Origin of the sequence: Frateuria edaphi, assembly GCF_021117405.1 — a bacterium.
In the GTDB taxonomy this organism is placed as follows: Bacteria; Pseudomonadota; Gammaproteobacteria; order Xanthomonadales; family Rhodanobacteraceae; genus Frateuria_A; species Frateuria_A edaphi.
In genome coordinates this window covers 1943886-1962583 of record NZ_CP088251.1, presented here as the reverse complement: position 1 = coordinate 1962583, position 18698 = coordinate 1943886, and the positions used below count along the sequence as shown (strand labels likewise).

The window sequence follows — 18698 nt, the reverse complement described above, 5'->3', positions numbered from 1 at the left end:
TGGATGATGCCAGGCGGATGGGCGCCCGGAGCGGGCGCCCCGACTTACCGGCCCAATTCCACCACCGGCGCGAACCCGCCGAAGATCATCCGTTTGCCGTCGAACGGCATGGGCGTCTTCTCGGGGCTCAGGCGCGGGTCCTTCATCATCTTTTCCATGCCGGCATCGCGCGTGGCCTTGTCGGGCCATTCGATCCAGGAGAACACCACCGCTTCGTCAGGCGTGGCCTGCACGGCGCGGCGGAAATCGGTGAGCTTGCCTTCGGGCACGTCGTCGCTCCAGCACTCGACCACGCGCGTGGCGCCGAACTCCTGGAAGTAGACGTCGAACGTGCTGGCGTGCTCGATGAACTTTTCCCGGTTGGCCGTGGGCACGGCAATCACGAAACCGTCGATGTAGGACATGGCATGTGCTCCTTTGGCGGGGGTTGCCTCTTGTCGACGATCCGGGGCGTGGAAAATCGACAGACGAACGCAAAGCGCTTCGGCCCACCGTCCCTGGCGAGGGGGCCGGACTGAAGCCCCTACGAGAGCTCGATCCATAGCGGCGCGTGGTCGCTGCCCGGGCGCATGGCCGGGTCGTCCTCGATGCCAGCCCCGACAACACGCGGCAGCAGACTCTCGCCCACCAGCGCGAAATCCACCCGCGCCGCGTCCAGCCGATGGCGGCTGCGCGGGTGGAACCAGGTGTACGCGCGTGCATCCGGGTACAGGTGGCGAAAGGCGTCGGTCAGCCCCAGGCCTGCGACGAACTCTTCGTTGAAGCGGCGCCGCGCGGTGGCGTGCGGCTCTTCCGTGCGCAGGCGCGGCGTCGTGTCCAGGTACGTGCGCGAAACGTTCCAGTCGCCGATCAGCACCAGGTCGAGGCCGCCGGCCTGCAGCGCCCGCCCCTCGTCACCCAGCCGCTCGATGAAACGCTGCTTGAACTGGTGCCGGTTGCCGTACGGCCCGCCGTGCTCGGCGTCCCAGTGCGGCCGACCCGTGCCGTTGACCGCATAAACGTTGGCGATGGCCACGCCCAGCGAGGGCAGGCCCGAGACGATCACGCGCCCCTCGGTGTCCCACGGGAAGCGCAGTGGCGTGGCGTCGAGGTCGGCGCGCAGCCAGGTCGCCACGCCGTACGCGCGACCGCCGCGGAAGCGGCCATTGTGCGGATCATGGTTAAGCGAGGCGTGGCAACTGAAGCCGGGCAGGGCGGTGTGCATGCGCGCAACCAGCGCCTGGTCCTGGGGCCGGATGCGCACTTCCTGCAGGCACAGCACCTCGGGCGAGCCCAGCCGCGCATGCAGGACGGGCAGGCCGGTGGCATCGTTCTCCAGCCAGTGCGCCAGGTTCTCGACATTCCACGAGACGATGCGCATCCGCTGCGGGCCGGCGGCGCGAGTTGGTCAGGCGGCTGCCTGCCGCCACAGGTCTTCCCAGCCCAGGCCGCGGAAGCAGGGGCCGCGGGTAGCCTCGGAGAACTTGATGTCGTTGTAGCGCGCGTTCCACTCCATCAGCCGCGGCTGGTCGTCCTCGTCGATGCACAGGTCCCAGCCCAGGCACGGCATGTGCGGGCAGCCCTGGTGCAGCGAGCGGCACAGCTGGGTGGCCGCGGCGAAGTGCGGGATGACACGTCCGCCGAAGCCCAGGCCGGTATCCGGGTGCGCGTCGATGGTGCGCCAGTCGTGCAGGAAACCGGTCTCGTCCAGCGCGCCGTTGGCCGGGTCGACGGCCACGCGCACGTGGCTGCGGCTGCGCACGATGTCGTCGTCGACACGGCCCAGGCGCAGGTAGGCGGCCTTCACCGCGATGCTGCCGTCGAGCTCGCGCGCGGTGGTGATGCGCAGCGTGGCGGTGGCGCTGGGGCTCAGTTCGGCAAAGAAACCGTGCTGGCGGATCGGCGCCTGGAAGACGCCGTCGGGCAACGGCAGGCGGCCGTCCGCCGGGAAGTGCCCGCGCGTCATGAAGGTCACGCTGCGGCCCTGGTAGGAGTTGTCGGCCTTGAACACGGCGCGGTCTTCGCGCGCGAAGAGGATCTCGACCAGTTCGCGCTGGGACACGGGGCGGTAGTCGCGCGAGTAGTAGAGGCCATCGATGACGTAGGCCAGGTCCGGCAGCGCCTCGGTGTTGAGGATGCGGTTGGTGAAGGACTTGATCAGCGCGACCTTGGCCACCTCGCCGCTCTTGTGCGGGTCGACCACCAAACCATAGTAGTTGTCGGGGATCCAGCCCTCGCGGAAGCCACCGCTCACCGCGGCGTAGACGTGCAGCCAGGGCGCGTAGCGGACGCTGCCAAGCACCTCGCGGGCGTACTCGTCCGCTTGCCGGACCGCCGTGCGATCGGTCGGTCCGCGCTGGCTTTCCACCGCGTGCAGCACGGCCTGCGCCTGCTGGTTGTAGTGCGCCTGGCGCTGCGTCTGCTGCAACCCGGTGTAGAGGCGCTTGGCGGCAGCCAGGCTGGTCTTCTTCAGTGACTTGGCGGACAGGGACATCGACGTTCGATTCCTCTGCGGGGAAAACAACTAAAGGCGCTGCAGCGGGGCTGCAGCGGGCCGGAAAGGGTCGTGGGCCTGGCCGGCCCGAGCGCACGGGGGCAGGCGGCAGATGCTTGCTGGTGACGCGCCAGTCCGCGGCGTGGATGCTTCCTCGATCGTCTGGCTGGGCCCGGTCGCTTCCGGGATTCTTGGCTGCCCTTGCGTGCGGGAAGGGCCTGCGCGTCATACCGGGCGCGAGCTCAAGGAGTTGTGAAAGTTCGCGGTGCAGGCCGCAGTCGCGCGCTGCGCGCTCCTACAGAGAGCCAGGCCTGTGCGCCAAGGCGATGGCGGCGGGGCAATCGCGCACGGGGTCGCCTGTCGGAGAGCGCCTGTGCGCGACCGCCACGTCCGGTCCGCTAGCCAGCCTCGGCACGCCGGGGCAGCTTCCATCCCGGCCGCACGAAGTGGCAGGTGTAGCCGGTGGGGTAGTGCTGCAGGTAGTCCTGGTGCTCCGGCTCGGCCTCCCAGAAGTCGCCGGCAGGCTCGATCTCGGTGACCGCCTTGCCGGGCCACAGACCCGAGGCGTCGACGTCGGCGATGGTCTCCTCGGCCACGCGTTCCTGTTCGCCGGTGGTGTAGTAGATCGCCGAGCGGTAGCTGCTGCCGCGGTCGTTGCCCTGACGGTTGGGCGTGCTCGGGTCGTGGATCTGGAAGAAGAACTCCAGCAGGCGGCGGTAGCTGATCTTCTGCGGGTCGAAGATGATCTCGACCGCCTCGGCATGGGTGCCGTGGTTGCGGTAGGTGGCGTTGGCCACGTCGCCGCCGGCGTAGCCCACGCGGGTGGAGATCACGCCCGGCTGGTGGCGCAGCAGTTCCTGCATGCCCCAGAAGCAGCCGCCGGCAAGAACGGCGCGTTCGGTGCTCATCGTTGGGCCTCCTTCGTGGTGTCGAACAGCTTGCGGTACTCGCCGTAGCCCTCGCGTTCGAGCGCGTCGAGGGGAATGAAGCGCAGCGAGGCCGAGTTGATGCAGTAGCGCAGGCCACCGGTTTCGCGCGGGCCGTCCGGGAAGACGTGGCCCAAGTGGCTGTCGCCGTGGCTGGAGCGCACCTCGGTGCGGATCATGCCGTGGCTCACGTCGCGCTTCTCGACCACATGGGCGGGCTCGACCGGCCGGCTGAAGCTCGGCCAGCCGCAGTGGCCGTCGAACTTGTCCAGCGAGGTGAACAGCGGCTCGCCGGACACCACGTCCACGTACAAACCCGGCTCCCGGTGATCGTTGAAGGCGTTCTCGAACGGACGCTCGGTGCCGCTCTGCTGGGTCACGCGGAATTGTTCGGGTGTAAGGCGGGCGAGCGCCTCGGGCGTCTTGCTGTAGGTCGGCATTGGCTACCTCGTGTGGGTGCAGTATTTCGCCGGCTGGCTGGCGATGGGCGCCTCCGTGCCGAACCGCGGGCGGAAACCCACGATCCGGGCGTCACAACGACATAAGGCCTCGCGTAAGCGTTCCAAGCGCTGTCCGGTCACGGCCGCTCCATGGGGCGATCGGCCAGAGGCGCATGTGAAGGCCAGTCAACGGAACGGGTGGCATGATGTGCCGCCCCGGGCGCGCGCCCGGGGGACACACGTGCTTCGCCGGCCCCCCGTTTCCGGTTACGCATGCCCCGGGCCGACGCACCCACCACCGCCAGCGCGGTTACGGACGGAGCGAGCCCATGCAAGCGCAACCTTCTCCCGATGCGATCCTGCAGACCGGCCTTGCGTTCTGGGCCTCCAAGACGCTGCTGAGCGCGATCGAGCTCGGCGTGTTCACCCGCCTCGCCCGCGGCCCGGCCGAGTTGCCGGCTCTGCGCGACGCGCTTGGCCTGCATGCGCGCTCGGCCCGCGACTTCTTCGACGCGCTGGTCGCGCTGGGCTTCCTCGCGCGTACCGATGGCGTCTACGCGAACACCGCCGAAACCGACCTGTTCCTCGACCGTGCCAAACCGTCCTACGTCGGCGGCATCCTGGAGATGGCCAACGCGCGGCTCTACCCGTTCTGGCGCGGCCTGACCCTGGCGCTGCGCACCGGCCTGCCGCAGAACGAGGTCGCGCACGGCGGGCCGGACCTGTTCGACACGCTCTACGCCGATCCGGCGCGCCTCGCACAGTTCCTGGCGGCGATGACCGGCATCAGCCGCGGCGCCAACCTGGCGATCGCACGGCAATTCCCCTGGAAGGACTACCGCAGCTTCGTCGACGTCGGCACCGCGCAGGGCGACCTTGCCGCGCAGATCGCGCTCGCCAACCCGCACCTGCATGGCATCGGCTTCGACCTGCCGCAGGTGCGCCCGATCTTTGAGGACTACATGCGCGCGGTCGGCGTGAACGACCGCGTGGATTTCGCGGCGGGCAGCTTCTTCGAACAGGAGCTGCCCAAGGCCGACGTGGTACTGATGGGCCACATCCTGCACGACTGGGACCTACCCACCAAACGCATGCTGATCGGCAAAGCCTTTGACGCGCTGCCCGAGGGCGGCGCGCTGGTGGTGTACGAGTCGATCATCGACGACGAGCGCAAGGAAAACGCCTTCGGCCTGCTGATGAGCCTCAACATGCTGATCGAGACGCCCGGCGGGTTCGACTACACCGGTGCCGACTGCGCGGGATGGATGAAGGATGCGGGCTTCCGCCAGACCCGCACCGAGCACCTGGTCGGCCCCGATTCGATGGTGATCGGCATCAAGTGAGCGGCCTGTGCGGCGATCCACTACCGGGCGCTTGGATTCGCCGGTAGGCTGCGCACACCCCGTGTGGAGCGCTGTCGCATGTACTGCACCTTGCCGCCGGCGTCCCGGCCCTTGCCCGCAGCCCGCCCCGTCGGCGCGCCCCGGGACGTGGCGGCATGAGCGAAGCTGCCGCGGGCACCCTGGAGCAGGCGCTGGCGCACGCCCAACGGTTGCTGGAGCACGATGCCACGCTGGCCAGGGAGCAGCTGGGGGAAATCCTCAAGGCCGTTCCCGGCCATCCCGGCGCGCTGCGGTTGCTGGCGGTCGCGCACGGGGCACTGGGTGAGGAGGCGGCCGCGCTCGCCATCCTCGCGCCGCTTGCCGATGGCCAGCCGAACTGGGCCATCGTGCAGCTGGATCTGGGCCTGGCGCTGTGGCGTGCCGGTCGCGGACAGGAGGCGATCGCCGCGCTGCAGCGAGCGGTCGCGCTCAAGCCCGACCTGCCACAGGCCTGGCGGGCGCTGGGCGATCACCTGGCGGCCGTGGGCGACACCGAAGCGGCCGATGCCGCCTATGCACAGCACGTTCGCCACGCCACCAGCGACCCGCGCCTGCTCGGCGCCGCCGCGGCCCTGGCCGAAGACCGGCTGCCGGATGCCGAGGCCTTGCTGCGTGCACACCTGAAGGCCGTCCCGACCGACGTCGCCGCAATCCGCATGTTCGCCGAGGTCGCCGCCCGCCTGGGCCGCAACGAGGATGCGCTGAACCTGCTTTCCCGGTGCCTCGAGCTCGCGCCCGGCTTCCACGCCGCGCGCCACAACTATGCGCTGGTGCTCCACCGCAGCAACCAGCCCGAACGGGCGCTGGCGGAGATCGAGCAACTGCTCGCCACCGATCCGGATCATCCGGGCTACCGCAACCTCAAGGCCGTGGTGCTGTGCCGCGTGGGCGACTACGCACCGGCCATCGCGATCTACGCCGAGCTGCTGGCGCGTTATCCCGACCAGGCAAGGGTGTGGATGAGCTACGGCCACGCGCTCAAGACCGCAGGACAGCTGGAGCGCGCGATCGACGCCTACCGGCGCAGCCTGGCCATCGAGCCGTCCTTCGGCGAAGTCTGGTGGAGCCTGGCCAACCTCAAGACTTTCCGCTTCGGGCCGGCGGACGTGGCAACCATGCGCACACAACTGGCGCGTGCCGACCTCGCCGAAGAGGACCGCCTGCACCTGGAGTTCGCGCTCGGCAAGGCGCTGGAGGACGAAGCGGATTACGCAGCCTCGTTCGAACACTACGCCCGCGGCAATGCGATCCGTCGCGCGCAACTGCACTATCGGGCGGAGGACACCCGCGCCCGTGTGGCGCACATCCGTGGGCGCTACACCCGCGACTTCTTCGAGGCGCGCCGGGGCGGCGGCTGCCCGGCGCGCGATCCGATTTTCATCGTGGGACTGCCGCGCTCCGGTTCCACGCTGATCGAGCAGATCCTGTCCAGCCACAGCCAGGTCGAAGGCACGATGGAGCTGCCGGAAATCACCTCGCTCACGCGCCTGCTGCGGGAACAGGCGGACGCGGACAGCGCGATGCCGTACCACGACGCGCTGGCCGCGCTCGACGGCGAGGGCCTGCGCGAACTGGGCGAACGGTACCTTGCCGGCACGCGCATCCATCGCAAGACCGGCGCGCCGCTGTTCATCGACAAGATGCCGAACAACTTCATGCATCTTGGGTTGATCCACCTGATCCTGCCCAATGCCATCGTCATCGATGCGCGGCGGCATCCGCTGGCCTGCTGCTTCTCCGGTTTCAAGCAGCACTTCGCGCGGGGGCAGAGTTTCAGCTACAGCCTGGAGGACCTGGGCGCGTATTACCGCGACTACGTCGCGCTGATGGCGCACTTCGATGCGGTGCTGCCGGGGCGCGTGCACCGCGTCGTCTACGAGCGCATGGTCGAGGACACCGAAGGCGAGGTGCGCCGGCTGCTCGCGCACTGCGGCCTGCCGTTCGAGGAGGGCTGCCTGCGCTTCTTCGAGAACGCGCGTCCCGTCCGCACGGCCAGCTCGGAACAGGTGCGCCGACCCATCTATCGCGAGGGCATGGACCAGTGGCGCCATTACGCACGGTGGCTGGGGCCGCTGGAGCAGGCGCTGGGGCCGGTGCTCGAAAGCTATCCGGCCGTACCTGAAAGTTTGCAGGGGGAAAACACGCTGTTGTCCTGATCGTCATCTTCAAGGGAGGGGAGTCGATGTACCGCCAAACAAACCGCAAGAAGCCGGGAAGATCGCCCGGAGTTCCATCGTCCGCACGCCTGCCGCTGGCCGCGGCCATCTGCCTGGCCATCGCCGTGCCGGCGTTTGCCCAGGACACGGGGCAGCCGGCTTCGCCGCCCGCGGCCACGCAGAAAAGCAGGAAGGTCACCACGCTCAAGCAGGTGACCGTCACCGCCGAGAAGCGCACCGAAGACCTGCAGAAGGTGCCCGTCAGCATCCAGGTGCTGGGCGAGGAAAAGCTGCAGCAACTGCACGTGCGCGACTTCGACGACTACGTCAAATACCTGCCCAGTGTCTCGTACGAAAGCTTCGGGCCGGGCTTCGCGCACGTGTACATGCGAGGCGTGGCCAGCGGCGGCGACGGCAACCACTCCGGCTCGCTGCCCAGCGTGGGCGTCTACCTGGACGAGGAGCCGGTCACCACCATCCAGGGCCCGCTCGACATCCACATGTACGACATCGCGCGCGTGGAGGTGCTGGCCGGGCCACAGGGCACGCTCTACGGTGCCAGCGCCGAGGCGGGCGCCCTGCGCATCATCACCAACAAGCCCGACCCCAGCGGTTTCGCGGCCAGCTACGCGCTGGGCACGAGCACGGTGAAGAACGGCGGCGTCGGTTACACCGGCGAAGGCATGGCCAACATCCCGCTGGCGAAGAACGCGGCCATCCGCCTGGTCGGCTGGCATGAGCACGATGCCGGCTACATCGACAACAGGATGGGCACGCGGACCTATCCGGTTTCAGGCATCAGCGTCAGCAACGCGAAGGACTGCACGCCCTCGCCGACGCTCGACTGCACCTACCGCGCCGAAAACGCCTATAACGATGCGACCACCAACGGCGCCCGCGCGGCGCTCAAGGTCGACCTGGACGATGACTGGTCGATCAGCCCCACCGTCATGGGCCAGCAGACCATCGCCCACGGCAACTTCGCCTACGATCCGGCGATCGGCGACCTGGCGGTCAGCCATTGGTATCCCGAACGCACGGACGACCGCTGGTGGCAAGCCGCCCTCACGGTGCAGGGCAAGATCGGCAACTTCGACCTGACCTACTCCTACGCGCACCTCAAGCGCAGCCAGGAGGAGGAAAGCGACTACAGCGATTACTCGTTCTGGTACGACACGCTGGCCGGCTACGGCGCGTACATCTACGACAACAGCGGCGCGTTGATCAATCCGTCGCAGTACATCTTCGCCCGCGACCGCTACAACCGCGACAGCCACGAACTGCGCATCGCCTCGCCGTCGGACGATCGCCTGCGGCTCGTCGCGGGCCTGTTCTGGGAGCAGCAGCATCACGACATCCAGCAGCAGTACAAGATCGACAACCTGTCCGACACACTGGACACCCCCGGCTGGCCCGACACGCTGTGGCTGACCAAGCAGACCCGCGTCGACCAGGACGAGGCGGTGTTCGGCGAGCTCTCCTACGACTTCATACCCGACACCCTCACCGGCACGGTCGGCGGGCGCTACTTCCGCACCAACAACAGCCTGGGCGGCTACTTCGGCTTCAGCTCGGGCTTTTTCCCCGGTTCGAGTTACGGCCAGGCCGGCTGCATCTCGCCCGAGCCCTACCACGGCGCGCCGTGCCTGGACTTCGACAAGCGGGTGAAGGAGACCGGCTCGCTGTTCAAGTTCAACCTGACCTGGAACATCACGCCGACCAAGATGGTTTACGTGACCAAGTCCGAAGGCTTCCGGCCGGGCGGCATCAACCGGCGCGGCACCCTGCCGCCGTACATGTCCGACTACCTCACCAACTACGAGATCGGCTGGAAGAGCACCTGGTTCGACAACCGGCTGTCCTTCAACGGCTCGGTGTTCCGGCAGGACTGGAAGGATTTCCAGTTCAGCATCCTGGGCGCCAACGGTCTCACCGAGATCAAGAACGCCAACCAGGCGCGCATCACCGGCCTGGAATCGGAGCTCAACTGGGCGGCTACCTACAACCTGGAGCTGAGCGCCGGCTTTGCGCTCTACAACGCCAAGCTCACCGCGAACTACTGCGGCTTCACCGACCTGGCCGGCAATCCGATCTCCGACTGTCCCGCCGGCACCATCAACCCGCTCACCGGCGAGGCGGTGGATGGACCGCAGGCTCCGGAGGGCTCGCGCCTGCCCGTCACGCCGCGCTTCAAGGGCAACCTGCAGGCCCGATATACCTTCGACGTGGGCGAGAACGAAGCCTTCCTGCAGGCCGCCATCGTTCACGTGGGCGAGCGCCGTGCGGACCTGCGCCAGTTCGAGGGCGGGCTGCTTGGCAACCTTGCCGCCTACACCACGGCCGACCTCTCCGCCGGCTTCCACAAGAACAGCTGGACGTTCGACGTCTACGTCAACAACCTGTTCGACAAGCGCGCGCAGATCTACAAGTACGCCGAGTGCGCGGAGGCGACCTGCGCCGCCCACGACGTCGTGCCGCAGTATCCGAACGGGCAGGTGTACACCGTCACCAACCAGCCGAGGACGATCGGCGTGAGGTTCAGCCAGGAGTTCTAGCCGTTCGCTGATGCAGAAAGCCAAAAGCCCCGGCATGTCCGGGGCTTTTTTTCGTGGCGCTGCGTGGCGCGTCAATCCGGTCGCTTGTAGAGAACCCCGTCTTTCATCACGAACGGCACGTGCGCCAGGGCGCCGATGTCTGCTGTCGGGTCACCGCGCACCGCAATGATGTCAGCGTGGAGGCCCGCCTTGAGCTGACCGAACGCGTCCTGCTGGCGCAGGATCTTCGCGTCCACGGCGGTGGCGGCGAGCAGGGCCTGCGCCGGGCGCATGCCGTCGCGGACCATCCACTCCAGTTCCTTGTAGTTGTCGCCGTGGGTGAACACGCCCACGTCGCTGCCGTTGCCGATGGTGACGCCGGCCTCCAGCGCGAGCTTGAAGGCGCGTGCCGATTGCTGCATGTCGGCGTCCAGCGGCTGGCCGGGTTTCCAGCCGCGGAAGTACTGGGCGTAGGCCGCTTCGGCTTCCAGCGTGGGCAGGTAGGCGACGCCGTGCTGCTTCATCAGTTCGAACACCTCGCGGGTGCCGCCATAGCCGTGTTCGATGGTATCGACGCCGGCAAGCACCGCGCGGCGCATGCCCTCGGGCGTGGTCGAATGCACCGAGACCGGCAGGCCGAGCGAGTGGGCGGTCTCGACGCCGGCCTTGAGTTCCTCTTCGCTGAAGGTGGGTACCGAGCCGTGGCTCTTGCCGCAGTGGTAGTCGGCGTAGATCTTGATCCAGTCGGCGCCGTGGCCGGCCTGGTCGCGCACCGCGTCGATCATCTGCGGGACGCCACTGACCGGGATGCCGCCCTGCGGCAGGTCCAGGTCGCCGCGGAATCCCATCGGGCCGGGGCCGTAGCAGTGGCTGGCGATGGTCGCGCGCGTGGCGACGAACAGGTGCGGGCCGGGGATAAGTCCCTGGTCGATGGCGTGCTGGACGTCCACGTCCGCGTAGCCGGCGCCCTCGGTGCCCAGGTCGCGCAGAACGGTGAAGCCGGCCATCAGCGTGTCGTGCGCATGCTGCACGGCTTCGATCGTGCGGTAGGGCAGGGATTCCTTGAGCACCTGGTCGTTCCACAGGGTCTCGTTGTACGGATGCAGGAAGATGTGCGAGTGCGCGTCGATCAACCCGGGCAGCAGGGTGGTGCCGGGCAGGTCGATGGTCTGCGTGCCAGGCGGCAGCTTCACCTGCGAGGCCGGGCCGACCGCCGCGATCCTGTCGCCTTGCACCAACACCACCCAGCCCGCGTGCGCCTGCTCGCTGCGGGCATCGAACACACGGTCGGCCTTGAGCAGCCAGGGGTGATCGGCGGGCTTGGGCGTCGCGGCGCCGGCGGCGCCGGCGAGCAGCAGACCGCCGAGCAGCGCGGCGAGGGCGCGGTGAAGACGCGGCAATGGCATGGGCGAGTTCCTTCCGGTGGGGCCTGGTCGTCTTTTGTATCACCGACCCGCCTGCCTTCGCAGGGCACCTCGAACTGCCCGGAGTTGCAGGAGCGCGCTTGGGCGCGACTGCGATCCGGTCGAGCCCGAGGGCGATCCTGCGGAAGAGCCGGCGGTTTTTCGAATGTTGGGCATCGCCGGCTACAGGGCCGATGGATGGATGCGGTATAAGACCCGTTTGCGGTCGGGAAGCGGGAATCATGTGTGGATTGGCGGGCCTGCTGCTGCCTTCGCCGGCGTGGCAGGAACAAGACCTCGCGGCGCTGGCCGGGGCGATGGGCGGTGCACTCCAGCACCGCGGACCGGACGACAGCGGCACCTGGGTGGACGCGCCGGCCGGCATCGCGCTGGCGCACCAGCGGTTGAGCATCATCGACCTGTCGCCGCTGGGACACCAGCCGATGGCGTCGGCCGATGGCCGCTATGTGCTGGCCTACAACGGCGAGATCTATAACTTCGGCGAGCTGCGCAGCGAACTGGAGTCGCGCGGAGCGCACTTTCGTGGTCACTCCGACACCGAGGTGCTGCTGGCGGCGTTCGTCGCCTGGGGCGTGGAGGAAAGCCTGCGCCGCTGCAACGGCATGTTCGCGCTGGCGCTGTGGGACCGCAGCGAGCGCTGCCTGTGGCTGGCGCGCGACCGCGTGGGCAAGAAGCCGCTTTACTACGGCTGGGCCGGCGACACCTTGGTGTTCGGCTCGGAGCTGAAGGCGCTCTGGCGCCATCCGGATTTCGACAATGGCGTCGACCGCGACGCGCTGACGCTGCTGCTGCGGCTGGACTACATCCCCGCGCCGCACTGCATCCACGAGCGCGCGTTCAAGTTGATGCCGGGCCGCCTGCTGCGCCTGGACGCTGCAGCCGTCGCCGCCGGCGCCGGCGCGCACCGGCCGGACGTGGCGCAACGCCCGTTCTGGGATGCCCGCGAGCAAATGCGCGCCGCGCTGGCGACCCCTTTCGTCGGCACCGCCGCCGAGGCCGAGGAGCGGCTGGACACGCTGCTGCGCGACGCAGTCGGGCTTCGCATGGTCGCCGACGTGCCGGTCGGCGTGTTCCTTTCAGGCGGCACCGATTCGTCGATCGTCACCTCGATGATGCAGGCGCAGAGCGCGCGCCCGGTGCACACCTTTAGCATCGGCTTCGAGGGCTCGCACCACGACGAGGCGCCGCTGGCGCGCGAGGTGGCCGGACACCTGCGTACCGACCACACCGAGCTCTACGTCAGCGGCGCCGACGCGTTGGCCGTGGTGCCGCAGTTGCCGGCAATGTTCGACGAGCCATTCGCCGATGCCTCGCAGGTGCCGACCGCGCTGGTCGCCAAGCTCGCGCGCGGTGGCGTCACCGTGGCGCTGTCGGGTGACGGCGGCGACGAGCTGTTCTTCGGCTACAGCCGCTACCAGCGTGCGTTGCGCAACTGGCGGATGCTCTCGCGCATACCTTCGGCGCTGCGCCGCCCGCTGGCGCGCATCGCACAAGGGCAGGGCGAAGCCTCGCGCAGCGGCGGCATGGCCGCGCTGCTGGCGGAGATGGGCGCACGTGGTATCGGTGACGTTTACCGCAACCGCGTGGCGCGCTGGCGCGACCCGGCCGCGGTGGTGCCGGGTGCGCGGGCGCTCGACTCGTTCTATCACCGGGCCGATCCGCTCGATGGCGTCGGCACGCCGGCCGACGCAATGATGCTGGCCGACTTCGTTACCTACCTGCCGGACGACCTGCTGTGCAAGGTCGACCGCACCAGCATGGCCGTGAGCCTGGAGGCGCGCGCGCCGCTGCTGGACTGGCGCGTGGCGGAGTTCGCCTGGTCGCTGCCGCTGGACATGAAGCTGCGCGATGGCGTGAGCAAGTTCCTGCTCAAGAAGGTGCTGCTGCGCTACCTGCCGGCGTCGATGGTGTATCGCGGCAAGCGCGGCTTCGGCGCGCCGGTGACGGAGTGGTTGCGCGGCGATCTGAAGCCCTGGGCGGGCGACCTGCTTTCGCCCGGGCGCCTGGCCGCCGAAGGGGTGTTCGACGCGGCGGCGATCGCGCAGGTATGGCAGCGATTCGGTGGGGGCGAGCGCAAATGGCACACACACCTCTGGAACGTGTTGATGTTCCAGGCCTGGCAGGACTACTGGCGGCAGAGCCGCGCCGCGCTGCGTCGGTAATCCTGGCCGGCGCCGTCAGTCGGACTTGCTGACGGTGAGTTTCTGCCCGATGCGGATGTCGCTTCCGCCCAGGTGGTTCCAGCGTTTCAGCTGCGCGACCTGCACGTGGTACCGACGGGCGAGGTCGAACAGCGTGTCGCCGCGGCGGACCACGTGCACGACCGGCGTGGCCGCGGCCTCGGCGTCGGGCGCGCCCGGGATGTGCTCGGCCGTGCTGGTGGCCGGTGCATCGTCGCCGTCCAGGCCCGGCAGCGCGGGATTCGCGCCCACGCCGGCGACCCGTTCGTTTGGATCGGCGACCGCCTGGGCCAGTAGCGCCGTGCGCAACTGGTCGGCATTCCGGCGCGGAAGCAGCAGCCGGCCACCGTGCCGGGTGTCGATGACGCCGTTGCGGTAGCCGGCGTTGATGACGCTCAGGGTCTCCAGCGGCAGGCCCGCCTGGCGGGCCACTTGTTTGAGGGGAAGGCGCCGGTTCACGTCCAGCGCAACCAGTTGCTGGTCTTCGTCCAGCGTCGGCAGGGTGACGTGGTAGCGCTCCGGCTCGCGCACCACGCAGGCGAGCGCCATCAGCTTGACCAGGTGTGCGCGGGTGCCCGCGCGCACCGGCAACGTCGGCACCGCCGGTTCGGCTGGCGGCGCGCCTTCGCGATTGACCAGGCGGTCGATGCCGTAGCGGCCAGCGTTGTAGGCGTAGTCAGCCAGGCGCCAGTCCTGGAAGTAGTCGTGATAGTGGCTCAGCAGCGCCATCACCTTGTCGGTCGACTCGGTCAGATCGAGGCGGCCGTCGTAGCTCGGCCCGACGCTCAGGCCCATGTGGCGCGCCGTGTTCGGCATGATCTGCCACATGCCCGCGGCGCGGTTCCGGTTCGGCGCGACCGGGTTGAAGTGACTCTCCACCCACGGCAGCAGCGCGAACTCGCCCGGTACCCCGTGGCGCGCGGCGCTTTCCTCGACGTAGACCAGCCGAGGCAGGATGCGCTGCATCTGCGCCTCGAAGCGCTTGGGGGAACGCGTGTAGCGGCGGGCCCAGGTTTCGATCGCCGGATCGGCCGCGCAATCGGTCATCGCGAAGCTGTCGCGCAGGCGCTCCCATACGTTGGTGGTGGTCACTGGCACCTGCGGGATCGCGGGCGCGGCGGTCACATCGGGTACCTCGGCCTGCGGCGCCTCCGCGCGTGGTGTCGTGGACCGCGGAACGGGCGCAATGGCGCAGGCGGCGACCAGCAGCGACAGGACAAGCGGCAAGGGGCGCAGTACGTGTTTCATCCTTGGAAGACATCCTTGGCGGCGCGCAGCGCGGCGAAGCGTTCGACCCGGCTGCCGGAGACGTGGTGCCGGCTCGCCCATTCGGTCAGCGATTCGCTGTCGATGCGCAGGAAGGGATTGCAGGCCAGCTCGCTGGCCAGCGGCACGGGAAGGGTGGGGCGGCCCAGCGCACGTGCCTCGGCGACCTCGGCGCAGCGAGCCGCCAGCGAAGGATTGGACGGGTCGACTTCACGCGCGAAGCGGCCGTTGGACTGGGTGTACTCGTGGCCGCAGCAGACCTCGAGGTCCCCTGGCAGCGCGGCCAGCCGTTCGAGTGACGCCAGCATCTGCGCTGGCGTGCCTTCGAACAGGCGTCCGCAGCCGAGGCTGAACAGCGTGTCGCCGCAAAACAGCAGACCTTCGCCGGCATATGCGATGTGGCTGCGGGTGTGGCCGGGGACTTCGATCACTTCGAAGCGCGATTGCGGCCGGTCCAGCATGACGACCTCGCCATCGCCCACACGGTGGTCGACGCTGCCGATGCGCTCGTCGCGCGGGGCATAAACGGTGGCGCCGTGGCGCTCACGCAGCACCTTCGCCCCGGCGACATGGTCGCCGTGGTGATGGGTCAACAGGATCGCCCGCAACTGCAGCGCACGCCCGGCAAGGGCGGCCTCGACGGGCGCGGCGTCGCCGGGATCGACCACGATCGCCTGGCCGGCGTCGTCGTGCAGCAGCCAGATGTAATTGTCGGCGAGCGCCGGTAACGGTACGACGTGCAAGAACGGTCTCCGCAGTCTTCGTATCGACTGGCGCAGGCATCCGGCTTGCGCGAACCGCCCGACTATAAGTGGCGTATCCGGGAGGCTCGTTAGTGAGCCGTTAAACGTGTGATTTTTGTTCAGGCAGGCGGCCGGTTCCGCGACCTGTGACGCGCTTGCGACCGCCAACGGCTACACTTCGCTTTTGCGGCATAACGGGCGCGACATGGCCGAGCGCGATCAAGACATCTATGCCAGCAAGCCGATGCGCGGCCTGCTCGCCGCAGAGGCGCAGGCGCTTGCTCCGGAGCTGCAGCGCTGCGTCGGCGCGTATGCATTGCAGGTGTCCGCTGTCGCGCGGGCCTTGCCGCCGGCCCTGCCGATGCTCGATCGCTGGGTTCACCTGCATCTGGATGGCAACCATGGCGCGGGCGACCTGCACACGTGCATGGACGAGCCGCTGCCGTTCCTGGACGATGCCTTCGGCCTGGTGCTGCTGAGCCATGCGCTGGAAGTGGCGCCCGATCCGCAATTCTTGCTGCGTGAGGCCGCCCGCGTCCTGATGCCGGGTGGGATGCTTGCGCTCACCGGCATGCATCCGGCCAGCGGCTGGTTGCCTTGGCTGCTCTGGCGCGGCCGCCGTGGCGTGAACCTGGAATCCCCGCTGCGCATCGGCCATTGGCTACGCAGTGCCGAACTCAATGTCGAGCGCGTGCAACGGGTCGGCCCCATGTGGCCGAGCTCGGCCGCGGTGCCGCACCATGGCGGTCCGCTCGGCGGCGGTTACCTGCTGATTGCGCGCAAGCGCCGCCAAGCGGCCGCTCCGGTTCGGCTGCGCCCGCGTGCGATCGCCGCGGCGCCGGTCGCCGGCTTGGCGCCCGGCGCGCGCCGCAGCGCCGCCGCCTGATTTTTCGCGAGGAACGATGATCGAAGTCGAAGCGTTTACCGACGGCGCGTGCCTGGGCAATCCCGGGCCCGGTGGCTGGGCTGCATTGCTGCGCGCCAAGGGCGTCGAGCGCGTGTTCTCCGGCGGAGAGCCAGACACCACCAACAACCGCATGGAACTGATGGCCGCCATCGGTGCGCTGGAGGCACTGACGCGCCCGTGCAAGGTCGTGCTGACCACCGACTCGCGCTACGTCATGCAGGGCATCGAGCAATGGCTGCCGAAGTGGGTCGCCAACGGCTGGCGCACGTCCGACAAGAAGCCGGTCAAGAACCAGGACCTGTGGGAGCGGTTGGCAGCGGCCAAGGCGCCGCATCAGGTACGCTGGGCGTGGGTGCGCGGCCACACGGGCCACGTGGAAAACGAGCGCGTCGATACCGCCGCGCGCGAGCAGGCCGAGCGTTACAGGGGCAGGGCATGAGGCAGATCGTTCTGGATACCGAGACCACGGGTCTGGAAGTGCGCCAGGGTCACCGGTTGATCGAAATCGCCTGCGTGGAACTTATCGAGCGACGTCCCAGCGGCCGGCACTGGCAGACCTATCTCAACCCCGAGCGTGCGATCGACGAAGGCGCGCGGCAGGTCACCGGCATCGAGGACGAATTTCTGCTCGACAAGCCGCGTTTCGCCGAGGTCGTCGCGGAGTTCCTCGAGTTCATCGGCGATGCCGAGCTGATCATCCACAACGCAAGTTTCGACGTCGGCTTCCTCGACGCGGAGCTGGCGCGCGTGGGCGCGCACATGGGCTGCATCGCCGACCGCTGCCGCGTGATCGACACCCTGGCGATGGCGCGCGAGCGCTATCCCGGCCAGCGCAACAGCCTGGATGCGCTGTGCAAGCGCCTGGGCGTGGATAACTCCGCGCGCGACCTGCACGGCGGCCTGATCGACGCCCAGCTGCTGGCCGACGTCTACCTGTACATGACCTCCGGCCAGGTCGCGCTGGACCTGGCGTTCGAAGGCGCCACCGACGAAGCCGGCGCGGCCGTGCTGGCGCCGGTCACGCTGCTGCGCCGCCCGCGCGTGCTGCGGGCGGATGCCAATGAAATCGCTGCGCACGAAAGCCGTCTGGATGCGCTGGACAAGGCCTCCCAAGGAGTTAGTGTGTGGCGTCGGCTGGAGCAGCCTGAAGCGGCGTTGGCCGAAGCCTAGGCATCGGCGGCGCAACGGACGCTACGGTTTGCCGGGAAGGCTGGCGAAGCGACGCGCGACGCCAGATGGGATTGTTTTTTGCAGAGAGATTATTGGGCGCGACTGCGGGGCATGGCGGTCGCCCGAGGCGCCCCTACAGGTGCGAGCGTCGGGGTTCGTTGAGCGCTAAATCACGCGCGCCAGGATCACCGTGATGTTGTCGTCCGCGCTGCCGTCGAGTGCGGCCAGCAGCAGGTGATCAACGCATTCCTGCGCGGCCAGGTCCGTACGCCCGACGATCCGCGCGATCGCGGCGTCGGACAGGCCCTCGGTCAGGCCGTCGCTGCACAACACGAAGCGGCTGCCCGGTTCGGCGCGTCCGCGCGCCATGCCGATATGCAACTGATCGATCGAGGTCACGCCCAGCGCCTGCGTCAGCACGTTGCGCTGCGGATGGCGATCGGCCAGCGCCGGGTCGAGCTGGCCGGCGGCGACCAGTTCCTGTACCAGTGAGTGGTCGTGGCTTACCTGGCGCAGCGCGCCGCCCTGCCAAAGATAGATGCGGCTGTCGCCGACCCAGGCCACCTCGTAGCGGTCGCCGGCCAGCTTCAGCGCAGCGACCGTGGTGCCCATCGGCAACCGGTCCGCCGCGGCGCTGGAATGCCGGAACAGCCGCTCGCCCGCGCTGCGCACTGCCTCCACCAGTCCGCGCCCGCGCGCGACCTGCTCGACGATCGCATCGCGCACCAGCGCCGAGGCCACTTCCCCATGCTGGTGCCCGCCCATGCCATCGGCGACGAGGAACAGGCCCAGCGCCGGATCGGCGTAATAGGTGTCCTCGTTGCGCGCGCGGCGCAGGCCGACGTGGGTACCGTGTCCGAACTCGATCATGGGGTGCCTGAAGGTGCGAGCGCCACGCAGCATGCCATGGCGCCGGGCTTCGCAAAAGAAAGGCGGAAAAACAAAACGCCCCACGAGGGGGCGTTTGTCTTTACTGGCGGAGAGGGTGGGATTCGAACCCACGGTACGCTTACACGTACGCCTGATTTCGAGTCAGGTACATTCGACCACTCTGCCACCTCTCCGAAAAGGTTCGCGGGTCGACGCGAGCCGGCGAT

The 18698-nt window shown here is 68.6% G+C and carries 16 protein-coding genes and 1 tRNA gene; 7 read left to right on the top strand and 10 right to left on the bottom strand.

Going from position 1 to position 18698, the window contains the following annotated elements; all coding sequences use genetic code 11:
- Positions 1-44: 44 nt before the first annotated feature.
- From LQ772_RS09280 to msrB, 5 genes are all read right to left on the bottom strand, one after another.
- Positions 45-404, bottom strand: a complete 360-nt coding sequence (locus LQ772_RS09280) for a DUF1428 domain-containing protein (protein WP_231320375.1) — start codon at positions 402-404, stop codon at positions 45-47.
- Between the two features lie 119 nt (positions 405-523).
- On the bottom strand, positions 524-1360 hold the full coding sequence (locus LQ772_RS09275) for an exodeoxyribonuclease III (RefSeq protein ID WP_231320373.1): 837 nt from the start codon (positions 1358-1360) through the stop codon (positions 524-526).
- Positions 1361-1387: 27 nt separating this feature from the next.
- Positions 1388-2473 carry a sugar-transfer associated ATP-grasp domain-containing protein gene (locus tag LQ772_RS09270; protein WP_231320372.1) on the bottom strand — a complete coding sequence of 362 codons (1086 nt, stop codon included), beginning with the start codon at positions 2471-2473 and terminating at the stop codon, positions 1388-1390.
- A 398-nt stretch (positions 2474-2871) separates the two neighbouring features.
- Positions 2872-3381, bottom strand: a complete 510-nt coding sequence (msrA, locus tag LQ772_RS09265) for a peptide-methionine (S)-S-oxide reductase MsrA (protein ID WP_231320370.1) — start codon at positions 3379-3381, stop codon at positions 2872-2874.
- Positions 3378-3839 carry a peptide-methionine (R)-S-oxide reductase MsrB gene (msrB, locus tag LQ772_RS09260; RefSeq protein ID WP_231320368.1) on the bottom strand — a complete coding sequence of 154 codons (462 nt, stop codon included), beginning with the start codon at positions 3837-3839 and terminating at the stop codon, positions 3378-3380. The genes msrA and msrB overlap by 4 nt, the downstream gene beginning before the upstream one ends.
- Before the next feature lie 329 nt (positions 3840-4168).
- On the opposite strand from msrB, the gene LQ772_RS09255 reads away from it, so the two are divergent.
- From LQ772_RS09255 to LQ772_RS09245, 3 genes are all read left to right on the top strand, one after another.
- A complete protein-coding gene (locus tag LQ772_RS09255) occupies positions 4169-5182 on the top strand; it encodes an acetylserotonin O-methyltransferase (RefSeq protein WP_231320366.1) in 1014 nt (337 codons plus the stop codon).
- A 155-nt stretch (positions 5183-5337) separates the two neighbouring features.
- Positions 5338-7377, top strand: a complete 2040-nt coding sequence (locus LQ772_RS09250) for a tetratricopeptide repeat-containing sulfotransferase family protein (RefSeq protein WP_231320365.1) — start codon at positions 5338-5340, stop codon at positions 7375-7377.
- A 26-nt stretch (positions 7378-7403) separates the two neighbouring features.
- Positions 7404-9932, top strand: coding sequence for a TonB-dependent receptor (locus tag LQ772_RS09245; protein ID WP_231320364.1), 2529 nt, complete (start codon positions 7404-7406; stop codon positions 9930-9932).
- A 71-nt stretch (positions 9933-10003) separates the two neighbouring features.
- Here LQ772_RS09245 and LQ772_RS09240 read toward each other — a convergent pair whose 3' ends face one another.
- A complete protein-coding gene (locus LQ772_RS09240) occupies positions 10004-11317 on the bottom strand; it encodes a metal-dependent hydrolase family protein (protein ID WP_231320363.1) in 1314 nt (437 codons plus the stop codon).
- 239 nt (positions 11318-11556) lie between these two features.
- Here LQ772_RS09240 and asnB point away from each other — a divergent pair, with 239 nt between their 5' ends.
- On the top strand, positions 11557-13497 hold the full coding sequence (gene asnB / locus LQ772_RS09235; protein WP_231320362.1) for an asparagine synthase (glutamine-hydrolyzing): 1941 nt from the start codon (positions 11557-11559) through the stop codon (positions 13495-13497).
- 15 nt (positions 13498-13512) lie between these two features.
- Here the strand turns inward: asnB and LQ772_RS09230 are convergent, their stop codons facing one another.
- Together LQ772_RS09230 and gloB are read right to left on the bottom strand one after the other, a co-directional pair.
- Positions 13513-14763, bottom strand: coding sequence for a transglycosylase SLT domain-containing protein (locus LQ772_RS09230; RefSeq protein ID WP_231320361.1), 1251 nt, complete (start codon positions 14761-14763; stop codon positions 13513-13515).
- Positions 14760-15524, bottom strand: a complete 765-nt coding sequence (gloB, locus tag LQ772_RS09225) for a hydroxyacylglutathione hydrolase (RefSeq protein WP_231320360.1) — start codon at positions 15522-15524, stop codon at positions 14760-14762. The genes LQ772_RS09230 and gloB overlap by 4 nt, the downstream gene beginning before the upstream one ends.
- A gap of 205 nt (positions 15525-15729) precedes the next feature.
- Here gloB and LQ772_RS09220 point away from each other — a divergent pair, with 205 nt between their 5' ends.
- The 3 genes from LQ772_RS09220 to dnaQ are packed head-to-tail and all read left to right on the top strand — an operon-like array spanning position 15730 to position 17601.
- Positions 15730-16410, top strand: a complete 681-nt coding sequence (locus tag LQ772_RS09220) for a methyltransferase domain-containing protein (RefSeq protein ID WP_231320358.1) — start codon at positions 15730-15732, stop codon at positions 16408-16410.
- A 16-nt stretch (positions 16411-16426) separates the two neighbouring features.
- On the top strand, positions 16427-16870 hold the full coding sequence (gene rnhA / locus LQ772_RS09215; RefSeq protein WP_231320356.1) for a ribonuclease HI: 444 nt from the start codon (positions 16427-16429) through the stop codon (positions 16868-16870).
- Positions 16867-17601: a DNA polymerase III subunit epsilon gene (dnaQ, locus tag LQ772_RS09210; RefSeq protein WP_231320354.1), complete on the top strand. Its 735-nt coding sequence runs from the start codon at positions 16867-16869 to the stop codon at positions 17599-17601. The genes rnhA and dnaQ overlap by 4 nt, the downstream gene beginning before the upstream one ends.
- Before the next feature lie 165 nt (positions 17602-17766).
- On the opposite strand, the gene LQ772_RS09205 is transcribed toward dnaQ, so the two are convergent.
- Both LQ772_RS09205 and LQ772_RS09200 read right to left on the bottom strand, forming a co-directional pair.
- Positions 17767-18471: a PP2C family protein-serine/threonine phosphatase gene (locus tag LQ772_RS09205; protein ID WP_231320352.1), complete on the bottom strand. Its 705-nt coding sequence runs from the start codon at positions 18469-18471 to the stop codon at positions 17767-17769.
- A 104-nt stretch (positions 18472-18575) separates the two neighbouring features.
- Positions 18576-18665: transfer RNA gene (locus LQ772_RS09200), tRNA-Ser, on the bottom strand.
- Positions 18666-18698: the final 33 nt, after the last annotated feature.